Raw genomic sequence first — 21,914 nt, forward strand, 5'->3', positions numbered from 1 at the left:
TAGCGCTGCTACCCTCTTTTTTCTGGAGTTTACTATGTCAATTGACTGGAACTGGGGCATCTTTCTGCAACAAGCCCCGTTCGGCAACACCACCTATCTCGGCTGGCTGTGGAGCGGCTTTCAGGTTACCGTTGCGTTATCGATAACGGCGTGGATTATCGCGTTTCTTGTCGGTTCGCTGTTCGGTATTCTGCGTACCGTCCCTAACCGTTTTCTCTCTTCGATTGGCACGCTCTATGTGGAACTGTTCCGTAACGTTCCGCTGATCGTGCAGTTCTTTACCTGGTATCTGGTGATCCCGGAACTGCTGCCGGAAGATCTCGGCATGTGGTTCAAGGCCGAGCTGGATCCTAACGTACAATTCTTTGTCTCCTCCATGCTGTGTCTGGGACTGTTCACCGCTGCGCGCGTCTGCGAGCAGGTGCGTGCCGCCATACAGTCACTGCCACGCGGACAAAAGAATGCGGCGCTGGCGATGGGCCTGACCCTGCCACAAGCCTACCGTTACGTACTGCTGCCTAACGCTTACCGCGTCATCGTTCCGCCGATGACCTCCGAGATGATGAACCTGGTAAAAAACTCGGCCATCGCCTCAACCATTGGTCTGGTAGATATGGCGGCGCAGGCGGGCAAACTGCTGGATTACTCCGCTCACGCATGGGAATCCTTCACGGCAATCACGCTCGCCTATGTTCTGATTAACGCTTTCATCATGCTGGTGATGAACCTGGTTGAACGCAAAGTACGCCTGCCGGGCAATCTGGGGGGCAAATAATGTACGAATTTGACTGGAGTTCCATTGTTCCCTCCATGCCTTATCTGCTGGATGGCCTGGCGATCACCTTAAAGATTACCGTAATCGCCATTATCGTCGGTATTGTCTGGGGCACCCTGCTGGCAGTGATGCGCCTGTCGAGCTTTAAGCCGCTCGCCTGGTTTGCTACGGCTTACGTTAACGTGTTCCGCTCCATTCCACTGGTCATGGTGCTGTTGTGGTTTTACCTGATTGTTCCCGGCTTTTTACAGAACGTGCTGGGACTGTCGCCGAAAACCGATATCCGCCTGATCTCTGCCATGGTGGCATTCTCCATGTTTGAAGCCGCCTACTACTCCGAGATCATCCGCGCAGGTATTCAGAGTATCTCGCGCGGGCAGTCCAGCGCTGCGCTGGCGCTCGGTATGACGCACTGGCAGTCCATGAAGCTCATTATTCTGCCGCAGGCGTTTCGCGCCATGGTTCCGCTGTTGCTGACGCAGGGCATCGTCCTGTTCCAGGATACCTCCCTGGTCTACGTGCTGAGCCTGGCAGACTTCTTCCGTACCGCCTCCACCATTGGCGAACGTGACGGAACGCAGGTTGAGATGATCCTCTTCGCGGGCGGGGTCTATTTTGTGATTAGTTTAAGCGCATCGCTGTTGGTCAGCTGGCTGAAGAAAAGGACCGTATAATGATTTCCCTGAAAAATGTTTCTAAATGGTATGGGCACTTTCAGGTGCTGACCGACTGCTCAACAGAAGTGAAAAAAGGCGATGTGGTGGTGGTATGTGGCCCGTCCGGCTCCGGTAAGTCGACGCTTATCAAAACCGTTAATGGGCTGGAACCTGTCCAGCAGGGCGAGATTGTCGTTAACGGCACCAAAGTGAATGACCGCAAAACCAACCTTGCCCAGCTTCGCTCCCACGTTGGGATGGTGTTCCAGCATTTTGAGCTGTTTCCTCACCTCTCCATCATTGAGAACCTGACGCTGGCGCAGGTGAAAGTGCTGAAGCGCGACAAAAAAGCGGCGCGTGAAAAGGGACTGAAGTTGCTGGAACGCGTCGGGCTGTCTGCACATGCGGATAAGTTCCCGGCGCAGCTTTCAGGTGGCCAACAGCAGCGCGTGGCAATCGCGCGTGCGCTGTGCATGGATCCGGTGGCGATGCTGTTTGATGAGCCGACGTCCGCGCTCGATCCTGAGATGATCAACGAAGTGCTGGACGTTATGGTGGAACTGGCGCACGAAGGGATGACCATGATGGTGGTGACGCACGAAATGGGCTTCGCCCGTAAAGTGGCCAACCGTGTGATCTTCATGGATGAAGGGAAAATTGTTGAAGACTCACCGAAAGAAGAGTTCTTCGCAAATCCTAAATCTGAACGTGCAAAAGACTTCCTCGCCAAAATCCTGCATTAATCTTTTTAGTGCGCAATCTGTGGATTGCGCACTGCTTCACGCTTTAGATCTCTTTTTCTATTCGGCGTCACATCGCAGCGTTAACCTTGTCACAAATAATGCTAAGAATGGAGAACGCCATGGCACAGCCTATTATTCTCGACTGCGATCCTGGTCATGATGACGCAATCGCACTCGTCCTTGCTCTTGCCTCCCCTGAACTGGACGTAAAAGCTGTCACCTCCTCTGCAGGGAACCAGACGCCGGATAAAACCCTGCGAAACGTGTTGCGCATGTTAACGCTGCTAAAACGCACCGATATTCCGGTCGCAGGTGGCGCCATTAAGCCGCTAATGCGCGAGCTGATCATTGCGGATAACGTTCACGGTGAAAGTGGGCTGGATGGCCCGGCGCTGCCGGAGCCGGGTTTCGCACCACAAAACTGCACTGCCGTCGAGCTCATGGCGAAAGTTCTGCGTGAAAGCGCAGAGCCCGTGACGCTGGTGGCGACCGGCCCACAGACCAACGTAGCGCTGCTGCTGAACAGCCATCCTGAACTGCACAGCAATATCGCCCGTATCGTCATCATGGGCGGGGCAATGGGGCTGGGGAACTGGACGCCAGCCGCGGAGTTCAACATCTTTGTTGACCCGGAAGCCGCAGAAATCGTCTTCCAGTCGGGCCTGCCGATTGTGATGGCGGGGCTGGACGTTACCCACCGCGCACAAATTATGGCGCAGGACATCGAACGATTTCGTACTGTGGGTAACCCGGTTGCAACAACCGTGGCAGAGCTGCTCGATTTCTTTATGGAGTATCACAAAGCCGAGAAGTGGGGATTCCACGGCGCCCCGCTGCATGACCCATGCACCATCGCCTGGCTACTGAAGCCGGAAATGTTTACCACGGTCGAGCGTTGGGTTGGTGTGGAAACACAGGGGAAATATACCCAGGGAATGACGGTGGTGGACTATTACTCGCTGACGGGAAACAAGCCGAATACCACAGTGATGGTGGATATCGATCGGAAAGCGTTTGTGGATTTGCTGGCGGAGAGGCTGGCTTATTATTCTGCGGCCTGATGCCCTCACCCACAGGGAGAGGGAGCAGACACTAAAAACGGCAACGACGTTGCCGTTTTGCTTTTACCTACGGCTCAAACGGCCGACGCTGGAACTGGTCGTGCCCGCATTTCGGACACAGCGACAGCACCTCCGGCGTATAAACGGCGATATGGTGGTGGCACTTCTCACACACCAGGTTCCCCAGCCCCACCACTTCGCCGCTGTGATAGACACCGTGGTGGTTTAAATCCTGGAATACCTCGCGCCACTCCAGTTGGGTTTTATCGGTAATATCCGCCAGCTCCTGCCACAGGCTCTCTTTAATTACCCGCATAAAAACACTGTCGGCGATTTCGTCCTGGCTCTCTTCATAGCTTCGCGCAAACTCTTCCAGGTCGCGGCGCACGGCGCGCGTCACCTCTTCCACTTCGGTTCGCGATAACTCACCCGTTTGCGTCACGCGTGCGCGTGCCTGTTCGACCAACGCGTCGATATCACGCTCGCCGTTACGCAGCCTTTCCGTCAGAGTCGCTACCAGTTCACGGTAAAATTGAGCAACCTTGTTCATCATTTTGCCTCCCGGGTAAGTAACTGTCTCTAATAATAGACCTTATTTCGTCGCCGCTTTGTCAGGTGAAGCACAGACCCGGTAAATTCCTGCAAAGTGCATTTGCGTGAAAGGCTGTTTTGACGCGGGCGTTTGGGCTATGCTATGCGGATCTGAATTACCACATCCATTGGCTACATTTGTAGCTGTATTGAACACAGGACCACTGGCTGCCATGCAAGAGCAATACCGCCCGGAAGAGATAGAATCAAAAGTCCAGCAACACTGGGACGAGAAGCGCACCTTTGAAGTAACCGAAGACGAGAGCAAAGAGAAGTATTACTGCCTGTCGATGCTTCCCTATCCTTCTGGTCGACTACACATGGGCCACGTGCGTAACTACACCATCGGTGACGTGATTGCACGCTACCAGCGTATGCTGGGCAAAAACGTACTTCAGCCTATCGGCTGGGATGCGTTCGGCCTGCCTGCTGAAGGCGCGGCGGTGAAAAACAACACGGCACCGGCTCCGTGGACGTACGACAACATCGCGTACATGAAAAACCAGCTGAAAATGCTGGGCTTTGGCTATGACTGGAGCCGCGAGCTGGCAACCTGTACCCCGGAATACTACCGCTGGGAGCAGAAGTTCTTCACCGAGCTGTATAAAAAAGGCCTGGTCTACAAGAAAACGTCCGCCGTTAACTGGTGCCCGAACGACCAGACCGTTCTCGCGAACGAGCAGGTTATCGATGGCTGCTGCTGGCGCTGCGACACCAAAGTTGAGCGTAAAGAGATCCCGCAGTGGTTTATCAAAATCACCGCCTACGCTGACGAACTGCTGAACGATCTGGATAATCTGGATCACTGGCCTGACACCGTTAAGACCATGCAGCGCAACTGGATCGGCCGTTCCGAAGGTGTGGAAATTACCTTTAACGTAGAAAACTACGACCAGACGCTGACCGTCTACACCACCCGTCCGGACACCTTCATGGGCGCGACCTACCTGGCCGTGGCCGCAGGTCACCCGCTGGCGCAAAAAGCGGCGGAAAACAATCCGGAGCTGGCGACCTTTATCGACGAATGCCGCAACACGAAAGTGGCCGAAGCCGACATGGCGACGATGGAGAAAAAAGGCGTTGATACCGGCTTCAAAGCGATCCACCCGCTGACGGGCGAAGCGATCCCTGTCTGGGCCGCCAACTTCGTACTGATGGAATACGGCACAGGCGCCGTGATGGCCGTGCCGGGTCACGATCAGCGCGACTACGAATTTGCCACCAAATACGGCCTGACCATCAAGCCTGTTATTCTTGCTGCTGACGGCTCTGAACCCGATCTCTCTGAGCAAGCGCTGACTGAAAAAGGCACCCTGTTTAACTCCGGTGAGTTCAGCGGCCTGAGCTTCGAAGAGGGCTTCAACGCCATCGCCGACAAACTGGCCTCCCTGGGCGTGGGCGAGCGTAAAGTCAACTACCGTCTGCGCGACTGGGGCGTTTCCCGTCAGCGTTACTGGGGTGCGCCAATCCCAATGGTGACCCTGGAAGACGGCACCGTGATGCCAACGCCGGAAGATCAACTGCCGGTGATCCTGCCGGAAGACGTGGTCATGGACGGCATCACCAGCCCGATCAAAGCCGATCCTGAGTGGGCAAAAACCACCGTCAACGGTCAGCCAGCGCTGCGTGAAACCGACACCTTTGACACCTTTATGGAATCCTCCTGGTACTATGCGCGCTACACCTGCCCGCAGTACAAAGAAGGCATGCTGGATTCCGATGCTGCAAACTACTGGCTGCCGGTAGACATCTATATCGGTGGCATTGAACACGCCATCATGCACCTGCTCTACTTCCGCTTCTTCCACAAACTGATGCGTGACGCAGGCCTGGTCAACTCCGACGAACCGGCAAAACAGCTGCTGTGTCAGGGTATGGTGCTGGCAGATGCGTTCTACTACGTTGGCGCGAACGGTGAACGTAACTGGGTTTCTCCGGTTGATGCGATTGTGGAGCGCGACGAGAAAGGCCGTATCGTGAAGGCGAAAGACGCCGAAGGTCATGAACTGGTTTATACCGGCATGAGCAAGATGTCCAAGTCTAAAAATAACGGTATCGACCCGCAGGTGATGGTTGAGCGTTACGGCGCTGACACCGTGCGTCTGTTCATGATGTTCGCCTCCCCGGCAGATATGACGCTGGAATGGCAGGAATCCGGCGTTGAAGGGGCAAACCGCTTCCTGAAACGCGTCTGGAAACTGGTTTACGAGCACACCTCACAAGGTGATGCGCCAGCGCTGAACGTGGCTGCACTGAGCGAAGATCAGCAGGCGCTGCGTCGTGATGTTCATAAAACCATTGCGAAAGTCACCGATGATATTGGTCGTCGTCAGACCTTCAATACCGCAATTGCGGCTATTATGGAACTGATGAACAAGCTGGCAAAAGCCCCGCAGGACGGCGAGCAGGATCGCGCGTTAATGCGCGAAGCGCTGCTGGCGGTCGTTCGCATGCTGAACCCGTTCACGCCGCACGTTAGCTTCACCCTGTGGCAGGAGCTGAAAGGCGAAGGGGATATCGACAACGCGCCGTGGCCAGTGGCGGATGAATCCGCTATGGTGGAAAACACCACGCTGGTTGTGGTGCAGGTTAACGGTAAAGTGCGCGGTAAAATTACCGTCGCGGTCGACGCAACCGAAGAACAGGTTCGCGAGCGCGCAGGCCAGGAGCATCTGGTCGCGAAATACCTTGAGGGCGTTACCGTACGTAAAGTGATCTACGTACCCGGTAAACTGCTGAATCTGGTCGTTGGCTAAGCGCGGGAGGAAACGTGCGACACCTGGCAACAATACTCTTATCTCTGGCGGTGCTGGTCACCGCTGGCTGCGGCTGGCACCTGCGCAATACCACGGCAGTGCCGGCTCAGATGAAAACAATGATCTTCGACTCATCCGATCCGAATGGACCGCTGAGCCGGGCCATTCGTAACCAGCTGCGTTTGAACGATGTTGAGCTGATCGAGAAGGGAACCCTGCGTCAGGATGTTCCTTCGCTCCGCGTCCTGAAATCAACGCTGTCACAAGACACGGCATCGATCTTCCAGGATGGACGAACCGCGGAATATCAAATGGTGCTTACCGTTGATGCGGCCGTTTTAATGCCAGGTAAAGATATTTACCCTATCAATACCAAAGTCTACCGCTCGTTCTTCGATAACCCGCAGACGGCCCTGGCAAAAGACGCCGAACAGCAGATTATCATCAAGGAAATGTATGATAAGGCCGCGGAGCAACTGATCCGCAGACTGCCTGCCATTGCCGCGTCGACGAAAAAAGGCGCTGACGTTATCGAAACACCGGATGCGAGCACGCCGGATATGCCAACGTCGCTGGGTAACTGATGATCAGGTTGTATCCTGAACAACTCCGCGCGCAGCTCAACGAAGGGCTGCGCGCGGCCTATCTGCTACTCGGCAATGACCCCCTGTTACTTCAGGAAAGCCTTGATGCGGTTCGCCATGCGGCAGCCGCGCAGGGTTTCGATGAGCATCATACGTTCCAGATCGATAACAGTACCGACTGGAACGCTATCTTCTCGCTTTGTCAGGCCATGAGCCTGTTTGCCTCTCGTCAGACAATCCAAATCGTGCTGCCAGAGAATGGTCCTAACTCGGCCATCAATGAACAGCTGACCATGCTGGTGAGTTTATTACACGGCGATCTGCTGCTTATCGTACGCGGTAACAAGTTCACGAAAGCGCAGGAAAACGCGGCCTGGTTTACCCAGCTTGCCACCAATGCGGTACTGGTCACCTGCCAGACGCCAGAACAGGCGCATCTGCCAAAATGGGTTGCCGCGCGCGCAAAGCTGCACAATCTGCAACTGGATGATGCCGCCAGCCAGCTCCTTTGCTATTGCTATGAAGGCAACCTTCTGGCACTGGCGCAGGCGCTGGACAGGCTCGCCCTGCTGTGGCCCGATGGCAAGCTGACGCTACCGCGCGTGGAACAGGCGGTGAATGATGCCGCGCACTTTACTCCCTTCCACTGGGTTGATGCGCTGCTGTCGGCGAAAAGTAAGCGAGCCCTGCACATACTGCAACAGCTGCGCCTGGAAGGGAGTGAGCCGGTCATTCTGCTCCGCACGCTCCAGCGCGAATTACTGCTGCTGAACAACCTTAAACGTCAGTCGGCACATACGCCCCTGCGCGCCTTATTCGATAAACATCGCGTCTGGCAGAACCGTCGGGCGATGACCACGGAGGCGATAAACCGCCTGAGCCAGGAGCAGTTGCGTCAGGCAGTGCAACTTTTGATGCGCGCCGAACTGACGTTAAAACAGGACTACGGCCAGTCTGTCTGGGCGGAGCTGGAGAGCCTCTCTTTGCTGCTCTGCCATAAGGCGCTGGCAGACGTATTTATCGATGGGTGATATGCATTCTTTACAGGCAATGTATGGCGGGACCTTCGACCCGGTACACTATGGGCATCTTAAACCGGTAGAAATCCTCGCGAATTTGATTGGGTTGCAGCGGGTAATCATCATGCCCAACAATGTTCCTCCGCATCGTCCTCAGCCAGAAGCAGCCAGCGAGCAGCGCAAAGCGATGCTCGCGCTGGCTATCGCAGATAAGCCTCTCTTCACGCTGGATGAGCGCGAATTGCGCAGGGATACCCCTTCCTGGACATCGCAAACGCTGCGGGAGTGGCGCGCTGAGCAGGGGCCCATGCAACCGCTGGCGTTTATCATCGGCCAGGATTCCTTGCTCAACTTTCCCAGCTGGTACCAGTACGAAACCATTCTGGAAAACAGTCATCTGCTGGTCTGCCGCCGTCCGGGCTACCCGTTGACCATGCGCGACGCGCAGCATCAGCAGTGGCTTGACGCGCATCTGACGGACAATATAGAAGACCTGCACAGTCTACCCGCCGGGAAAATTTACCTCGCTGAAACGCCGTGGTTTGATATTTCCGCGACCCTCATCCGCGAGCGTCTCCAGCAGGGTTTAGACTGTGACGATCTCCTGCCCTCGCCCGTGCTGGCCTATATCCACGCACACGGTTTGTATCAGAAAAGTACAGATGCCTGATCATCACCGGCGAAATTGTCTGTTAATGTTTATCCTGCCTTGACAGGCTAAGCCATACTGATATCCTCCGCTGCCAGACTTTCCCGCCGATCGCTGCTTTACAGAAATTGTTTTACAAAAATGGCGATGCAATCTCAGGCGGAGGGTGGGATGATACCCGCCTTCAAAAGCCGGGCGGTGACATTTGTCCCGCGACTGGCGTCAGTTCAGGTATACTGACTGGCCACGAATTCATAGTTGTACAATCTCATTCACCCAGGGGGAAAACTTGCAGGGTAAAGCACTCCAGGATTTTGTTATCGACAAAATTGATGACCTGAAAGGTCAGGACATCATCGCTATCGACGTTAAGGGTAAATCCAGCATCACCGACTGCATGATCATCTGCACCGGGACCTCAACTCGTCACGTTGTTTCGATTGCTGACCATGTTGTTCAGGAATCGCGCGCGGCAGGGCTGCTTCCGCTGGGCGTTGAAGGTGAAGCGACCGCTGACTGGGTGGTTGTCGATCTCGGCGATGTGATTGTCCACGTCATGCAGGAAGAGAGCCGTCGCCTGTATGAGCTGGAAAAACTCTGGGGTTAATGCGTGAAGTTGCAACTGGTCGCCGTCGGCACCAAAATGCCGGACTGGGTACAAACCGGTTTTACTGAGTATCTGCGTCGTTTCCCAAAAGATATGCCGTTCGAACTGGTGGAGATCCCAGCAGGAAAGCGCGGCAAGAACGCAGATATCAAACGTATTCTCGATAAAGAGGGAGAGCTGATGCTGGCTGCCGCAGGCAAAAACCGCATCGTGACCCTCGATATCCCGGGAAAACCCTGGGATACGCCGCAGCTGGCGCACGAACTGGAGCGCTGGAAGCAGGATGGTCGTGACGTCAGTCTGTTGATTGGCGGACCAGAGGGGTTATCTCCCGCCTGCAAAGCGGCAGCAGAACAAAGTTGGTCACTCTCGGCGCTGACGTTGCCCCACCCGCTTGTGCGGGTTCTCGTGGCAGAAAGTTTGTATCGCGCATGGAGCATCACTACCAACCACCCTTATCACCGCGAGTAATGACAGACCAGGGTAATTTAAGCAGCGGATGAAACTACAGAATTCTTTTCGCGACTATACGGCTGAGTCCGCGCTGTTTGTGCGCCGGGCGCTGGTCGCCTTTACGGGGATTTTGCTGCTTACCGGCGTGCTGATCGCCAACCTCTATAATCTGCAAATTGTCCGCTATACCGATTACCAGACCCGCTCAAACGAAAACCGTATCAAGCTGGTACCCATCGCGCCCAGCCGCGGCATTATCTACGATCGTAACGGCACCCCGCTGGCGCTAAACCGCACCATCTACCAGATAGAGATGATGCCGGAGAAAGTGGATAACGTGCAGGATACGCTGAACGCGCTGAGAAGCGTTGTCGACCTGACTGATGACGACATCGCTGCGTTCAAAAAAGAGCGCGCACGTTCTCACCGCTTCACCTCTATTCCGGTAAAAACCAACCTGACGGAAGTGCAGGTCGCCCGTTTTGCCGTTAACCAGTACCGTTTCCCCGGTGTGGAAGTCAAAGGCTATAAACGCCGCTACTATCCTTACGGCTCCGCGCTGACGCACGTCATAGGCTACGTCTCCAAAATTAACGATAAAGACGTCGAACGCCTTGATAAAGACGGCAAGCTGGCTAACTACGCCGCAACCCATGATATTGGCAAGCTTGGGATTGAACGTTATTACGAAGATGTCCTGCACGGTCAGACCGGGTATGAAGAGGTTGAAGTTAACAACCGTGGCCGCGTGATCCGTCAGCTCAAAGAGGTTCCCCCACAGGCGGGACATGACGTTTATCTGACGCTCGACCTGAAGCTACAGCAGTATATCGAAACGCTGCTGGCGGGTAGCCGGGCCGCCGTGATCGTGACCGACCCGCGTACCGGCGGTATTCTGGCGATGGTTTCTATGCCAAGCTACGATCCGAACCTCTTCGTGGATGGCATCTCCAGCAAGGATTACTCCGGCCTGCTCAACGATCCAAACACCCCGCTGGTGAACCGCGCCACGCAGGGGGTTTATCCTCCAGCCTCAACGGTAAAACCGTATGTCGCCGTTTCTGCGCTGAGCGCGGGCGTCATTACTCGTAATACCAGTCTGTTTGACCCTGGCTGGTGGCAGTTGCCTGGCTCTGAAAAACGCTACCGTGACTGGAAAAAATGGGGTCACGGCCATCTGAACGTGACCAAATCACTGGAGGAGTCGGCGGATACCTTCTTCTATCAGGTGGCCTACGACATGGGTATTGATCGTCTGTCTGAATGGATGAGCAAATTCGGCTACGGACATTACACCGGTATAGATTTGGCGGAAGAACGTTCCGGCAACATGCCAACCCGCGAATGGAAGCTGAAGCGCTTTAAAAAACCCTGGTATCAGGGTGATACCATTCCGGTGGGGATCGGCCAGGGCTACTGGACGGCAACGCCGCTGCAAATGAACAAGGCGATGATGATCCTCATCAACGATGGCGTTGTGAAAGTACCGCACCTGCTGCAAAGCACCGTAGAAGACGGCAAAAAAGTGCCGTGGATACAGCCGCACGAGCCGCCGGTGGGTGACATTCATTCCGGGTACTGGGAAATCGCGAAAGACGGCATGTATGGCGTAGCCAACCGCCCTAACGGGACGGCGCACAAATATTTCGCTGGCGCACCGTATAAGGTTGCCGCGAAATCAGGTACGGCTCAGGTCTTCGGTCTGAAAGCGAATGAAACCTATAACGCACATAAAATTGCTGAACGTCTGCGTGACCACAAGCTCATGACGGCGTTTGCCCCTTATGATAACCCGCAAGTTGCGGTGGCGATGATTCTTGAGAACGGCGGCGCAGGCCCGGCGGTGGGTACCATCATGCGTCAAATCCTCGACCACATCATGCTGGGTGATAACAACACCGAACTGCCAGCTGAAAACCCGGCAGCCGCTGCGGCGGAGGACCAATAATCATGACGGATAATCCGAATAAAAAATCGCTGTGGGACAAGATCCACATCGACCCTGCCATGCTGCTGATCCTGCTGGCTCTGCTGGTGTACAGCGCCCTCGTTATCTGGAGCGCCAGCGGCCAGGATATCGGCATGATGGAGCGTAAAGTTGGCCAAATCGCCATGGGTCTGGTCATTATGGTGGTGATGGCGCAAATACCACCGCGCGTGTATGAGGGCTGGGCGCCCTATCTCTATATTTTCTGTATCATTTTGCTGGTGGCAGTAGATGCGTTCGGTGCTATCTCGAAGGGGGCGCAACGCTGGCTGGATCTGGGGATTGTCCGCTTCCAGCCGTCAGAAATCGCCAAAATCGCCGTTCCGCTGATGGTGGCGCGCTTCATTAACCGCGACGTCTGCCCGCCGTCGTTGAAGAATACCGCCATTGCGCTGGTGCTAATTTTCCTGCCGACGCTGCTCGTGGCCGCACAGCCTGACCTCGGTACCTCGATTCTCATCGCCCTCTCCGGCCTGTTCGTCCTGTTCCTGTCCGGCCTGAGCTGGCGTCTGATCGGCATCGCGGTGGTCCTGCTGGCTGCCTTTATTCCTATTCTCTGGTTCTTCCTGATGCATGATTACCAGCGCCAGCGCGTGATGATGCTGCTCGATCCCGAGACCGATCCGCTGGGCGCAGGCTATCATATTATTCAGTCGAAGATTGCGATTGGCTCCGGCGGCCTGCGCGGAAAAGGCTGGCTGCACGGGACACAGTCGCAGCTCGAATTTTTACCGGAACGCCACACCGACTTTATCTTTGCCGTTCTGGCTGAGGAGTTAGGGCTGGTTGGCATTCTGGTGCTGCTTGCACTCTACGTGCTGTTGATCATGCGTGGGCTCTACATTGCCGCACGCGCACAGACCACCTTTGGCCGGGTTATGGCGGGTGGATTAATGTTGATTTTGTTCGTTTATGTCTTCGTAAATATTGGTATGGTGAGTGGTATTCTGCCGGTTGTTGGCGTACCGCTGCCGCTGGTAAGTTACGGGGGCTCGGCACTGATCGTGTTGATGGCCGGGTTTGGTATCGTCATGTCGATCCATACCCACAGGAAAATGTTGTCCAAAAGCGTATAAAAATAAGGGGATCGCAATGCGTAAGCAGTGGCTGGGGATCTGCATCGCAGCAAGTTTACTTGCCGCCTGTACAAGTGATGATGGTCAGCAACAGGCAACCGTCGCGCCGCCGCAGCCTGCGGTCTGTAATGGCCCGATTGTTGAAATTAGCGGTGCCGATCCCGTTTATGAACCGCTGAACGCCAGCGTGAATCAGGATTATCAGCGCGACGGTAAAAGCTATAAAATCGTTCAGGATCCTTCCCGTTTCAGCCAGGCCGGCTTTGCTGCCATCTATGACGCTGAGCCAGGCAGCAATCTGACCGCGTCAGGTGAAACCTTCGATCCGATGCAGATCACGGCGGCACACCCGACACTGCCTATTCCAAGCTATGCGCGCATCACTAACCTGGCGAATGGCCGGATGATCGTGGTACGTATCAACGATCGTGGCCCTTACGGCAACGATCGCGTGATCTCCCTGTCACGCGCGGCAGCCGACCGTCTGAATACCTCAAATAATACAAAAGTGCGTATCGACCCGATTATCGTGGCGCAGGATGGTTCGCTGTCTGGCCCGGGCACGGCCTGTACCACGGTCGCGAAACAGACCTACGCCCTGCCCGCGCGCCCGGATCTAAGCGGTGGTATGGGGGGCGCTTCAATGCCAGCAGAGCCCGCGCAGCCGCAGGGTGAAGTGCACGCCATCAGCAACGATACGCTACAAAGTGAAGATGCGACAGGCGCCCCGGTGAAAAGCAGTGGTTTCCTTGGTGCACCCACCACGTTAGCGCCGGGCGTGATTGAATCAAATGAACCTGCCCCAGCGCCTGCGCCCGTTGTTGCTGCACCCGCTACACAACCCGCCCCGGTGACCGCACCGGCTGCTACGCAGACTGCGGCGCCTGCGACGGCGAGCGGCAGCTACGTGGTTCAGGTTGGCGCCGTCAGCGATCGGGCCCGTGCAGAGCAGTATCAGCAGCGTTTAAGCCAGCAGTTTGGCGTGCCAGGCCGCGTTGAGCAAAACGGTGCGGTATGGCGTATCCAGATGGGTCCATTTGCCAGCAAATCGCAGGCAGCGTCCCTGCAACAGCGTTTGCAGAGCGAGGCGCAGCTCCAGTCGTTTATCGCTGTTGCGAAGTAATTAATCGGTCGTATCCGAAATGTCAGTTTGTGTAAACCACGTTAACACTCTCATGATGAAAGTCGGATGCCTGCCCGTATAGCATTTGCTATAGTAAGGCACTTTTTTTAATTCCATCACGGATGTCGTAGTTCTGACCATGAAGACCACTTTTTCTGCTCGTTTTGTGCAGCGCATGGCGCTGACCACGGCCCTTTGCGCTGCTGCGTTCTCCGCAGCTCACGCGGATGACCTGAACATCAAGACCATGATCCCTGGCGTTCCGCAGATCGACGCGGAATCCTACATCCTGATTGATTACAACTCCGGCAAAGTTCTGGCAGAACAGAACGCCGATGCCCGCCGCGACCCGGCCAGCCTGACCAAAATGATGACCAGCTATGTTATCGGCCAGGCCATGAAAGCGGGTAAATTTAAAGAAACCGATCTGGTGACTATCGGTAACGATGCGTGGGCAACCGGCAACCCGGTGTTCAAAGGTTCATCGCTGATGTTCCTGAAGCCAGGCATGCAGGTTCCGGTCTCTCAGCTTATCCGTGGCATCAACTTGCAGTCCGGTAACGACGCCTGCGTGGCAATGGCCGATTTTGCAGCGGGCAGCCAGGACGCGTTTGTGGGCCTGATGAACAGCTACGTCTCTGCGCTGGGCCTGAAAAACAGCCACTTCCAGACCGTTCACGGCCTGGACGCCGAAGGTCAGTACAGCTCCGCGCGTGACATGGCGTTGATTGGTCAGGCGCTGATCCGCGATGTACCAAACGAGTACTCTATCTATAAAGAGAAAGAGTTCACCTTCAACGGCATTCGTCAGACCAACCGTAACGGCCTGCTGTGGGACAATAGCCTGAACGTCGACGGCATCAAAACTGGTCACACCGACAAAGCCGGCTATAACCTGGTGGCTTCTGCCACTGAAGGCCAGATGCGTCTGATCTCTGCCGTGATGGGAGGCCGCACGTTTAAAGGACGCGAAACGGAAAGTAAAAAACTGCTGACCTGGGGCTTCCGCTTCTTCGAAACCGTGAATCCGCTGAAAGCCGGTAAAGAATTTGCCTCTGAACCTGTCTGGTTTGGCGATAACGACCGTGCTTCCCTGGGTGTGGACAAAAATCTCTATCTGACGATCCCACGCGGTCGTATGAAAGATCTGAAAGCCAGCTACGTGCTGAATACCACCGAGCTGCACGCCCCGCTGCAAAAGAATCAGGTCGTGGGTACCATCAACTTCCAGCTGGATGGCAAAACCATCGATCAGCGCCCGCTGGTGGTGCTGGAGGAAATTCCTGAAGGCAATTTCTTCGGCAAAATCATTGATTACATTAAGCTGATGTTCCATCACTGGTTTGGTTAAAAATTGAACACTTGAAAGTGTGATTTTGATCCCCATATACTACGTATCAGTAAAACTCCCGCCCCGTGGCGGGAGTTATTATTTTTTATACACACGCCGGAGCTGACATGAAAACCAAACTTAACGAACTGCTTGAATTCCCTACCCCTTTTACTTACAAAGTAATGGGTCTGGCGAAACCTGAGCTGGTTGATCAGGTGGTTGAAGTGGTACAACGCCATGCGCCGGGCGACTACTCTCCATCAGTCAAACCGAGCAGCAAAGGTAACTACCACTCGGTCTCAATCACCATCACTGCGACACACATTGAGCAGGTTGAGACGCTGTACGAAGAGCTCGGCAATATTGAAATTGTTCGTATGGTGCTGTAGTCCTTCTGCGGTTACCCGGTTTGCCGGGTAACCCACTTCCCCGCTGTGATATACTCCCCGTTACCTATTCTCCCTTGTCTTCGGAGACATCCTTTTGTACCAGGATAAAATTCTTGTCCGCCATCTTGGGCTACAGCCTTATGAGCCTGTCTCTCAGGCTATGCATGACTTTACCGACAGGCGCGATGACACCACGCCTGATGAAATCTGGCTGGTTGAACACCTGCCGGTGTTCACTCAAGGCCAGGCAGGAAAAGCCGAACATTTATTGATGACGGGCGATATCCCGGTGATCCAGAGCGATCGCGGTGGACAGGTGACCTACCACGGCCCGGGCCAGCAGGTGATGTATGTTCTGCTTAACCTGAAACGCAGAAAGCTGGGCGTGCGTGAGCTCGTGACCTTACTGGAGCAAACCGTGGTCAATACGCTGGCTGAGTACGATATTGACGCTCACCCTCGCGCCGATGCCCCGGGCGTTTATGTGGGAGAGATGAAGATCTGTTCGCTGGGGCTGCGTATCCGCAAAGGCTGCTCGTTCCACGGGCTGGCGCTGAATATCAATATGGATTTGGCCCCCTTCCAGCGCATCAACCCATGTGGGTACGCCGGTATGGAAATGACGCAAATGCGCCAGTGGGTCGATACCGCCACGCCTGACAATATCCGGCCCGTGCTTCTGAAGAACTTTTTAGCACTGCTTAACAATCCCTCCTACGAATATATTGCTACTTAACTTACCTCGGGCAGTGGCTCAGTTATTTGACCAGCCACTGCTTAATTACCGCATTTACGCTTTACAATAAACCGCATATTCTATATTTTCGAGTCGCCCATATATTAGCGTCACATATTAATTAGAACCTTAATAGAACCATCACCGGGTTTCGTGTAACGTGCGTGACAATCACCCAACTGCTTGTTTTCGATAAATAATGGAAACTTACTAAACACTTTACGAATCTCTGCAAGCATAATAAATAAATTCAACTATCATTCATATTGTGAATGGATACGGAGTAAGAGCGTGGAGCCTACTAATTTACCAGCCAAACGCCTGAATGAAACCAGCGGCGAAGATAAGCCGCAAATTTTTCGGACTTTACGTAATATTGATCTCAATTTATTGACTATTTTTGAGGCGGTATATGTCCATAAAGGTATCGTTAATGCTGCGAAAATTCTTAATCTCACGCCATCTGCTATTAGCCAGTCAATTCAAAAATTGCGCGCGATATTTCCCGATCCGTTATTTATTCGTAAAGGCCAGGGCGTAACCCCAACCGCGTACGCCACCCATCTGCATGAGTACATCAGCCAGGGTCTGGAATCAATACTGGGCGCGCTGGATCTCACCGGCAGTTATGATAAGCAACGAACTATCACCATAGGCACCTCTCCCTCAGTGGGCGTTCTGGTCATGCCGGCCATCTATCAGGCGGTGAAACAGCATGCGCCACAGTTGCTTATCCGCAACGTGCCCGTCACCGATCCGGAAACACAGCTGGCGCAATTCCAGACGGACCTGATCATCGACGGCAATAGCTTTACGGCCAGAGCGTTAGGGCATAACGTACTTTATACCGACACTCTGGCGCTCGTTTGTCGTCAGGCTCACCCTGCGTTGAGCGCACCTTTGACGCCAGAAAATTTGCGCCATTACGAACATGCGACATTTATGTCCGAAGGACAGGGTCAGGATCCGCTGCGACAACGTATTGACGAACTCTTCCCGGACCGTCCGATCAGCTTTAGCAGTTACAATATGTTTACCCTCGCGGCCCTGATTGGCAGCAGCGACTTGCTCTGTATCATGCCTGTGCGTCTCTTCACTTTGCTTCAAAAGTGCTGGCCACTGGAGAGCATTCCATTAAGTCAACTTACGACGGAATCTATTGAAATCTCACTGCATTACAACAAGCTAAGCCTGCGTGATCCGGTGCTGGAAAACGTCATCAATGTGATCCGCCAGACTTTTTGATCCGCCTTTCAGCGTAAGGCCCTGCCACATGCGGGGCAAAAGGCACAAAACAACAACTATTTTACAAATTGGCGACCTGGCAGGCTGCTTTACCGCCCCTTTAAATGATATACTGCCTGTCGTTCGTTCAAAAATAGTTGATAATTACAACATTCCCTTGAATTGAAACGCTTTCCTTCGATATTCGCAACTGGAACACGCACGCTATGAGTAAACCCATTGTGATGGAACGCGGTGTTAAATACCGCGATGCCGATAAAATGGCCCTTATCCCGGTTAAAAACGTGGCTACAGAGCGCGAGGCGCTGTTAAGAAAACCGGAATGGATGAAAATTAAACTTCCGGCTGACTCTTCGCGTATTCAGGGGATCAAAGCGGCGATGCGCAAAAATGGCCTCCACTCTGTCTGTGAAGAGGCCTCCTGCCCTAACCTTGCTGAATGTTTCAATCACGGTACCGCGACGTTTATGATTCTGGGTGCCATCTGCACCCGCCGCTGTCCGTTCTGTGACGTTGCTCATGGCCGTCCTGTTGCGCCTGACGCTAACGAACCGCAAAAACTGGCGCAGACCATTGCCGATATGGCGCTGCGTTATGTTGTTATCACCTCCGTTGACCGTGACGATCTGCGCGATGGCGGTGCTCAGCATTTCGCTGACTGCATTACCGCCATCCGCGAAAAAAGCCCGAACATTAAGATTGAGACGCTGGTGCCGGACTTCCGTGGCCGTATGGACCGCGCGCTCGATATCCTGACCGCGACGCCACCAGACGTGTTCAACCACAACCTGGAGAACGTACCGCGTATCTACCGTCAGGTGCGTCCAGGTGCAGATTACAACTGGTCGCTGAAGCTGCTGGAGCGCTTTAAAGAAGCCCATCCGCATATTCCTACCAAGTCTGGCCTGATGGTGGGACTGGGTGAAACCAACGCTGAGATCATTGAAGTGATGCGCGATCTGCGCCGCCACGGCGTCACCATGCTGACGCTGGGGCAGTATCTACAGCCAAGCCGTCACCATCTGCCTGTACAGCGTTACGTGAGTCCGGATGAGTTCGATGAAATGAAAGCCGAAGCGATGGCGATGGGCTTTACCCACGCTGCGTGCGGTCCGTTTGTTCGCTCCTCTTATCACGCCGATATGCAGGCGAAGGGCGAAGAAGTGAAATAAAGCTGTAAAACTTATTTACAGTAAAACAAAAAACCGGCCTCGTGAGCCGGTTTTTTTATGCAAGCCTTGCAGCATTGCCATTACTCTTTGTGTGAAAGCTTCTGTGCTGCGATGTCATCTTCGGCACTTTTCTTCGCTGCCGCGTCGTCATCGTTCATTGCTTTCTTAAAGCCTTTAATGGCAGCACCCAGGTCTCCACCCAGCGTGCGTAACTTCTTGGTACCGAACAGCAGGACGACCAGTGCGGCAACCACCAGCAGTTTGGTAATACTAATCTCACCCATAAATACCTTCTTTACATGAAACAGGCTGCATTCAGCGCCAAAGAAACCTGAACGTATTAACGGTCATCAGGCGCGCGCACACAATAGCAATCTGTAACAAGGTGAATCAAGCATTGTTGAAAAAAACATCATATTAATTGCGGTGGCGCAAACCTGCGGTTGCGCAGAACAGGTAATTGCTGACGCGCAAGCGTTATTCGTGCTGACGTTATCTCTGTCAGCAGTAAAGCAGGCGCTTCCGCCGCCGCGGCTACGGTCACTCCTAGCGGATCGACAACCCTGCTCTGCCCGATATTTTTATTGCCACATTCACCCGCAGCCACTACATAGCAGGTGGTGTCCAGCGCGCGTGCGGCCAGTAGCGTTACCCAGTGATGCTCCTTAAGCGGTCCTCTGACCCACGCGGCGGGCAGAACCAGCACCTCGGCCCCCTGTAGTGCCAGGTTCAGCGCCAGCTCCGGAAAACGGATATCGTAGCAGGTCATCAGGCCAACCTTAAAACCCTCCACCTCAATCAGCGGCGGAATTACACTCCCCGGATCGACCAGTCGCGACTCCTGGACGCTGAACGCATCATACAGATGAAGTTTGGCGTAGCTTGCGACAATTGTGCCTTCATGTATCGCCACCAGCGTGTTCACCGCCCGCCCCGGCGTGGAGGGAACATGGATAGTCAAAATGGTGGTGAGCGCGTTTCCGACGCTTTCGGCCAGCAGTCGTTTCAGAAACGCCCCTTCCAGCATTTGCGCAGACTTTACCGACAGGTCCGGATCGCCATCATCGCGCGCCAGTAACGCTTCAGGAAGCACCAGCAGCGCCGCCCCTTTTTGCTTCGCCTGGTTCATCAGGGAGATGCACTTGTCCGCGTTTTCATTCCAGTCCGGCGTCACCGCAAACTGCCCTACTGCAACATACATAATTGTCTCCCGGTTAAAAACAGCGTTACACTCGACGCACTTACACAGCAAATAGCAGGTATTGACAGTGTTACAACTACTTATAGCCGTTTTTATTGGTGGGGGCACGGGTAGCGTTGCGCGCTGGCTCTTAAGCATGCGGTTTAACCCGCTGCATCAGGCCATTCCGATGGGGACACTGGCGGCAAACCTGATCGGGGCATTTATTATCGGGATGGGGCTGGCGTGGTTTAATCGCATGACCAACATCGACCCTATGTGGAAGGTACTGATTACCACCGGTTTCTGCGGCGGTTTAACGACGTTTTCTACCTTCTCTGCGGAGGTGGTGTTTCTGTTTCAGGAAGGCCGGATGGGCTGGGCGCTGACGAACATTGCCGTTAACATGCTTGGCTCGTTTGCGATGACTGCGATCGCATTCTGGTTATTTTCCTCCGCCAGCGGACATTAAGCGCGACAACCTTAATGTTGGCTTAATTTTTCTCTGTCATTCTTGGCTCAATATTGAACGAGGGTGATAGCATGAGAGAGAATCTGTCAGGCGTGGGTATGGTATTGCTAAGCGTCGCGATCGTCGCCAGCTTTCTGAAGATCTATCTTTTTGGTTGATTCATAACGAAAAAAACCCGCTCATTGAGCGGGTTTTGAAATTCTTGCTGACGCGTCTGAATTACAGAGCGATTACGTTAGCAGCAGAAGGGCCTTTGGCACCGTTAGTGATTTCGAACTCTACGCGCTGACCTTCAGCCAGAGTTTTGAAACCATTAGACTGGATTGCAGAGAAGTGTACGAACACGTCTTTGCTGCCATCTTCAGGAGTAATGAAACCGAATCCTTTGGACTCATTAAACCACTTAACGTTACCTTTAATCTTAGACATCAAAATTACCTTTACATTAAAAAACGACACAAATGCTGTGTCGGGTATCAGTACAACAATTGTGAGGCGTTTTGTCCAGCGGATCTTTGATAAAAAGTGACAAAAGTCGCGTTAATTTTCGCTGTCCGATTTTTATCCTTTACATTTCAATGTCTGTGCGTTTTTTGGCCGATTTACCAGACAAATTCAGTTAAAACTGAAACCGCATCCAGGCAAAGTAAACGTTACCGTTGTTATACGTACCCGGTATGTAGGTCATCTGAAACGTTGCCGGACCATAGCCGATGGAGGCAAGCGGCAACAGTACCGGAACAGGAATGTACTTCCAGTTATCACGCGCCGTAAACCCTGCCGTATAGCCCAGCCCAAGACGGAAGTTGTCGTCTGATAACGGACGCCAGGTTTTTTCCCAGCCGTAGCCACCAATAGGCTCCCATTTATTGTAGGAGTCCTTAAACGCCATCAGGTACAGGCCATGCCAGTTACCTTTTTCATCCCAGCGAGACTGACCGAAACCAGCCCCCCACGGACGCTCGTTATAACGGTCTGTTTTTTCTTTATCGTAGGCAAAACGTGCATGCCACGTAATGGCCGGAATATAGAGATCGTAATGTTCAGGTTCGTTCCATGTTTGCGCGACGTTATCCGTGAAGGTGGTGAACCAGCTTTTATCCGCTGTATTGCTCTGTGCATTAACAGCAGACGCAAATGATAACTGTGCAATAATAAACAATAAAATCAGGGGGAATTTAATTCGTACAATCACAATGCCATTACCATATTTAGTATTCGGTGCAGACCTTAGCACAGAATACTTGAATGAACGCTTAACAGCATGGGTGTTATTCCTAATTACCATCCCGTTCCTGAGAATAGTC

Annotated in this window: 24 protein-coding genes; 19 read left to right on the forward strand and 5 right to left on the reverse strand. The window is 53.8% G+C overall.

Features of this window, described 5'->3' with window-relative positions; all coding sequences use genetic code 11:
- Positions 1-34: 34 nt before the first annotated feature.
- From gltJ to rihA, 4 genes are all read left to right on the forward strand, one after another.
- Complete coding sequence (gene gltJ, locus L350_RS12550) at positions 35-775, forward strand: glutamate/aspartate ABC transporter permease GltJ (protein ID WP_015571133.1); 741 nt, start codon at positions 35-37, stop codon at positions 773-775.
- Entirely contained in the window at positions 775-1,449 is a 675-nt protein-coding gene (gene gltK, locus L350_RS12545; protein ID WP_022647437.1) for a glutamate/aspartate ABC transporter permease GltK, read from the forward strand. Before gltJ ends, gltK begins: the two co-directional genes overlap by 1 nt.
- Complete coding sequence (locus L350_RS12540; protein WP_006809622.1) at positions 1,449-2,174, forward strand: amino acid ABC transporter ATP-binding protein; 726 nt, start codon at positions 1,449-1,451, stop codon at positions 2,172-2,174. The genes gltK and L350_RS12540 overlap by 1 nt, the downstream gene beginning before the upstream one ends.
- Positions 2,175-2,293: 119 nt before the next feature.
- Positions 2,294-3,235: a pyrimidine-specific ribonucleoside hydrolase RihA gene (gene rihA, locus L350_RS12535; protein WP_032624662.1), complete on the forward strand. Its 942-nt coding sequence runs from the start codon at positions 2,294-2,296 to the stop codon at positions 3,233-3,235.
- Positions 3,236-3,302: 67 nt separating this feature from the next.
- On the opposite strand, the gene L350_RS12530 is transcribed toward rihA, so the two are convergent.
- The gene (locus L350_RS12530; protein ID WP_032621827.1) at positions 3,303-3,785 is read right to left on the reverse strand and encodes a zinc ribbon-containing protein; all 483 of its coding nucleotides are present in this window, start codon (positions 3,783-3,785) and stop codon (positions 3,303-3,305) included.
- Positions 3,786-3,999: 214 nt separating this feature from the next.
- Here L350_RS12530 and leuS point away from each other — a divergent pair, with 214 nt between their 5' ends.
- The 14 genes from leuS to lipA all read left to right on the forward strand — a co-directional run bounded on the left by leuS (position 4,000) and on the right by lipA (position 18,955).
- A complete protein-coding gene (gene leuS / locus L350_RS12525; protein WP_015571136.1) occupies positions 4,000-6,582 on the forward strand; it encodes a leucine--tRNA ligase in 2,583 nt (860 codons plus the stop codon).
- Between the two features lie 14 nt (positions 6,583-6,596).
- Positions 6,597-7,166 carry an LPS assembly lipoprotein LptE gene (gene lptE / locus L350_RS12520; RefSeq protein WP_022647432.1) on the forward strand — a complete coding sequence of 190 codons (570 nt, stop codon included), beginning with the start codon at positions 6,597-6,599 and terminating at the stop codon, positions 7,164-7,166.
- Complete coding sequence (holA, locus tag L350_RS12515; protein ID WP_032624664.1) at positions 7,166-8,197, forward strand: DNA polymerase III subunit delta; 1,032 nt, start codon at positions 7,166-7,168, stop codon at positions 8,195-8,197. Before lptE ends, holA begins: the two co-directional genes overlap by 1 nt.
- A complete protein-coding gene (gene nadD, locus L350_RS12510) occupies positions 8,190-8,855 on the forward strand; it encodes a nicotinate-nucleotide adenylyltransferase (protein ID WP_032624665.1) in 666 nt (221 codons plus the stop codon). The genes holA and nadD overlap by 8 nt, the downstream gene beginning before the upstream one ends.
- Positions 8,856-9,123: 268 nt before the next feature.
- The gene (gene rsfS, locus L350_RS12505) at positions 9,124-9,441 is read left to right on the forward strand and encodes a ribosome silencing factor (protein WP_003858696.1); all 318 of its coding nucleotides are present in this window, start codon (positions 9,124-9,126) and stop codon (positions 9,439-9,441) included.
- Between the two features lie 3 nt (positions 9,442-9,444).
- Positions 9,445-9,912, forward strand: a complete 468-nt coding sequence (rlmH, locus tag L350_RS12500; protein WP_003858701.1) for a 23S rRNA (pseudouridine(1915)-N(3))-methyltransferase RlmH — start codon at positions 9,445-9,447, stop codon at positions 9,910-9,912.
- A 28-nt stretch (positions 9,913-9,940) separates the two neighbouring features.
- On the forward strand, positions 9,941-11,842 hold the full coding sequence (gene mrdA / locus L350_RS12495) for a peptidoglycan DD-transpeptidase MrdA (RefSeq protein WP_015571138.1): 1,902 nt from the start codon (positions 9,941-9,943) through the stop codon (positions 11,840-11,842).
- 2 nt (positions 11,843-11,844) lie between these two features.
- The gene (gene mrdB / locus L350_RS12490; protein WP_022647428.1) at positions 11,845-12,957 is read left to right on the forward strand and encodes a peptidoglycan glycosyltransferase MrdB; all 1,113 of its coding nucleotides are present in this window, start codon (positions 11,845-11,847) and stop codon (positions 12,955-12,957) included.
- Between the two features lie 16 nt (positions 12,958-12,973).
- A complete protein-coding gene (gene rlpA / locus L350_RS12485) occupies positions 12,974-14,080 on the forward strand; it encodes an endolytic peptidoglycan transglycosylase RlpA (protein WP_023305687.1) in 1,107 nt (368 codons plus the stop codon).
- 139 nt (positions 14,081-14,219) lie between these two features.
- A complete protein-coding gene (dacA, locus tag L350_RS12480; protein WP_032624666.1) occupies positions 14,220-15,431 on the forward strand; it encodes a D-alanyl-D-alanine carboxypeptidase DacA in 1,212 nt (403 codons plus the stop codon).
- 107 nt (positions 15,432-15,538) lie between these two features.
- Entirely contained in the window at positions 15,539-15,802 is a 264-nt protein-coding gene (gene ybeD / locus L350_RS12475) for a DUF493 family protein YbeD (protein WP_003858718.1), read from the forward strand.
- Between the two features lie 94 nt (positions 15,803-15,896).
- Positions 15,897-16,538, forward strand: a complete 642-nt coding sequence (gene lipB, locus L350_RS12470) for a lipoyl(octanoyl) transferase LipB (protein ID WP_032624667.1) — start codon at positions 15,897-15,899, stop codon at positions 16,536-16,538.
- Between the two features lie 291 nt (positions 16,539-16,829).
- Positions 16,830-17,783: a YbeF family transcriptional regulator gene (locus L350_RS12465; protein ID WP_022647425.1), complete on the forward strand. Its 954-nt coding sequence runs from the start codon at positions 16,830-16,832 to the stop codon at positions 17,781-17,783.
- 206 nt (positions 17,784-17,989) lie between these two features.
- Positions 17,990-18,955, forward strand: a complete 966-nt coding sequence (gene lipA, locus L350_RS12460) for a lipoyl synthase (protein ID WP_006809637.1) — start codon at positions 17,990-17,992, stop codon at positions 18,953-18,955.
- Positions 18,956-19,035: 80 nt separating this feature from the next.
- Here the strand turns inward: lipA and tatE are convergent, their stop codons facing one another.
- Positions 19,036-19,239 (reverse strand): twin-arginine translocase subunit TatE, encoded by a 204-nt coding sequence (gene tatE / locus L350_RS12455; RefSeq protein WP_022647424.1) that lies wholly within the window; start codon positions 19,237-19,239, stop codon positions 19,036-19,038.
- 128 nt (positions 19,240-19,367) lie between these two features.
- Complete coding sequence (locus L350_RS12450; protein WP_032624668.1) at positions 19,368-20,156, reverse strand: deaminated glutathione amidase; 789 nt, start codon at positions 20,154-20,156, stop codon at positions 19,368-19,370.
- A gap of 67 nt (positions 20,157-20,223) precedes the next feature.
- On the opposite strand from L350_RS12450, the gene crcB reads away from it, so the two are divergent.
- Positions 20,224-20,607, forward strand: a complete 384-nt coding sequence (gene crcB / locus L350_RS12445) for a fluoride efflux transporter CrcB (protein ID WP_017382474.1) — start codon at positions 20,224-20,226, stop codon at positions 20,605-20,607.
- A gap of 219 nt (positions 20,608-20,826) precedes the next feature.
- Here the strand turns inward: crcB and cspE are convergent, their stop codons facing one another.
- Positions 20,827-21,036, reverse strand: coding sequence for a transcription antiterminator/RNA stability regulator CspE (gene cspE / locus L350_RS12440; protein ID WP_002439184.1), 210 nt, complete (start codon positions 21,034-21,036; stop codon positions 20,827-20,829).
- A 190-nt stretch (positions 21,037-21,226) separates the two neighbouring features.
- Positions 21,227-21,802, reverse strand: coding sequence for a lipid IV(A) palmitoyltransferase PagP (gene pagP, locus L350_RS12435; RefSeq protein WP_032621658.1), 576 nt, complete (start codon positions 21,800-21,802; stop codon positions 21,227-21,229).
- Positions 21,803-21,914: the final 112 nt, after the last annotated feature.

The sequence above is a fragment of the Enterobacter sp. MGH 4 genome (assembly GCF_000534735.1).
Lineage (GTDB): Bacteria > Pseudomonadota > Gammaproteobacteria > Enterobacterales > Enterobacteriaceae > Enterobacter > Enterobacter intestinihominis.

What these genes read in the sequence shown, in the direction of transcription:
- gltJ (WP_015571133.1), top strand. Translation starts at nt 35, where the DNA reads ATGTCAATTGACTGGAACTGGGGCATCTTTCTGCAACAAGCCCCGTTC.
- gltK (WP_022647437.1), top strand. Translation starts at nt 775, where the DNA reads ATGTACGAATTTGACTGGAGTTCCATTGTTCCCTCCATGCCTTATCTG.
- L350_RS12540 (WP_006809622.1), top strand. Translation starts at nt 1,449, where the DNA reads ATGATTTCCCTGAAAAATGTTTCTAAATGGTATGGGCACTTTCAGGTG.
- rihA (WP_032624662.1), top strand. Translation starts at nt 2,294, where the DNA reads ATGGCACAGCCTATTATTCTCGACTGCGATCCTGGTCATGATGACGCA.
- L350_RS12530 (WP_032621827.1), bottom strand. Translation starts at nt 3,785, where the DNA reads ATGAACAAGGTTGCTCAATTTTACCGTGAACTGGTAGCGACTCTGACG.
- leuS (WP_015571136.1), top strand. Translation starts at nt 4,000, where the DNA reads ATGCAAGAGCAATACCGCCCGGAAGAGATAGAATCAAAAGTCCAGCAA.
- holA (WP_032624664.1), top strand. Translation starts at nt 7,166, where the DNA reads ATGATCAGGTTGTATCCTGAACAACTCCGCGCGCAGCTCAACGAAGGG.
- nadD (WP_032624665.1), top strand. Translation starts at nt 8,190, where the DNA reads ATGGGTGATATGCATTCTTTACAGGCAATGTATGGCGGGACCTTCGAC.
- mrdA (WP_015571138.1), top strand. Translation starts at nt 9,941, where the DNA reads ATGAAACTACAGAATTCTTTTCGCGACTATACGGCTGAGTCCGCGCTG.
- mrdB (WP_022647428.1), top strand. Translation starts at nt 11,845, where the DNA reads ATGACGGATAATCCGAATAAAAAATCGCTGTGGGACAAGATCCACATC.
- rlpA (WP_023305687.1), top strand. Translation starts at nt 12,974, where the DNA reads ATGCGTAAGCAGTGGCTGGGGATCTGCATCGCAGCAAGTTTACTTGCC.
- dacA (WP_032624666.1), top strand. Translation starts at nt 14,220, where the DNA reads ATGAAGACCACTTTTTCTGCTCGTTTTGTGCAGCGCATGGCGCTGACC.
- ybeD (WP_003858718.1), top strand. Translation starts at nt 15,539, where the DNA reads ATGAAAACCAAACTTAACGAACTGCTTGAATTCCCTACCCCTTTTACT.
- lipA (WP_006809637.1), top strand. Translation starts at nt 17,990, where the DNA reads ATGAGTAAACCCATTGTGATGGAACGCGGTGTTAAATACCGCGATGCC.
- tatE (WP_022647424.1), bottom strand. Translation starts at nt 19,239, where the DNA reads ATGGGTGAGATTAGTATTACCAAACTGCTGGTGGTTGCCGCACTGGTC.
- L350_RS12450 (WP_032624668.1), bottom strand. Translation starts at nt 20,156, where the DNA reads ATGTATGTTGCAGTAGGGCAGTTTGCGGTGACGCCGGACTGGAATGAA.
- cspE (WP_002439184.1), bottom strand. Translation starts at nt 21,036, where the DNA reads ATGTCTAAGATTAAAGGTAACGTTAAGTGGTTTAATGAGTCCAAAGGA.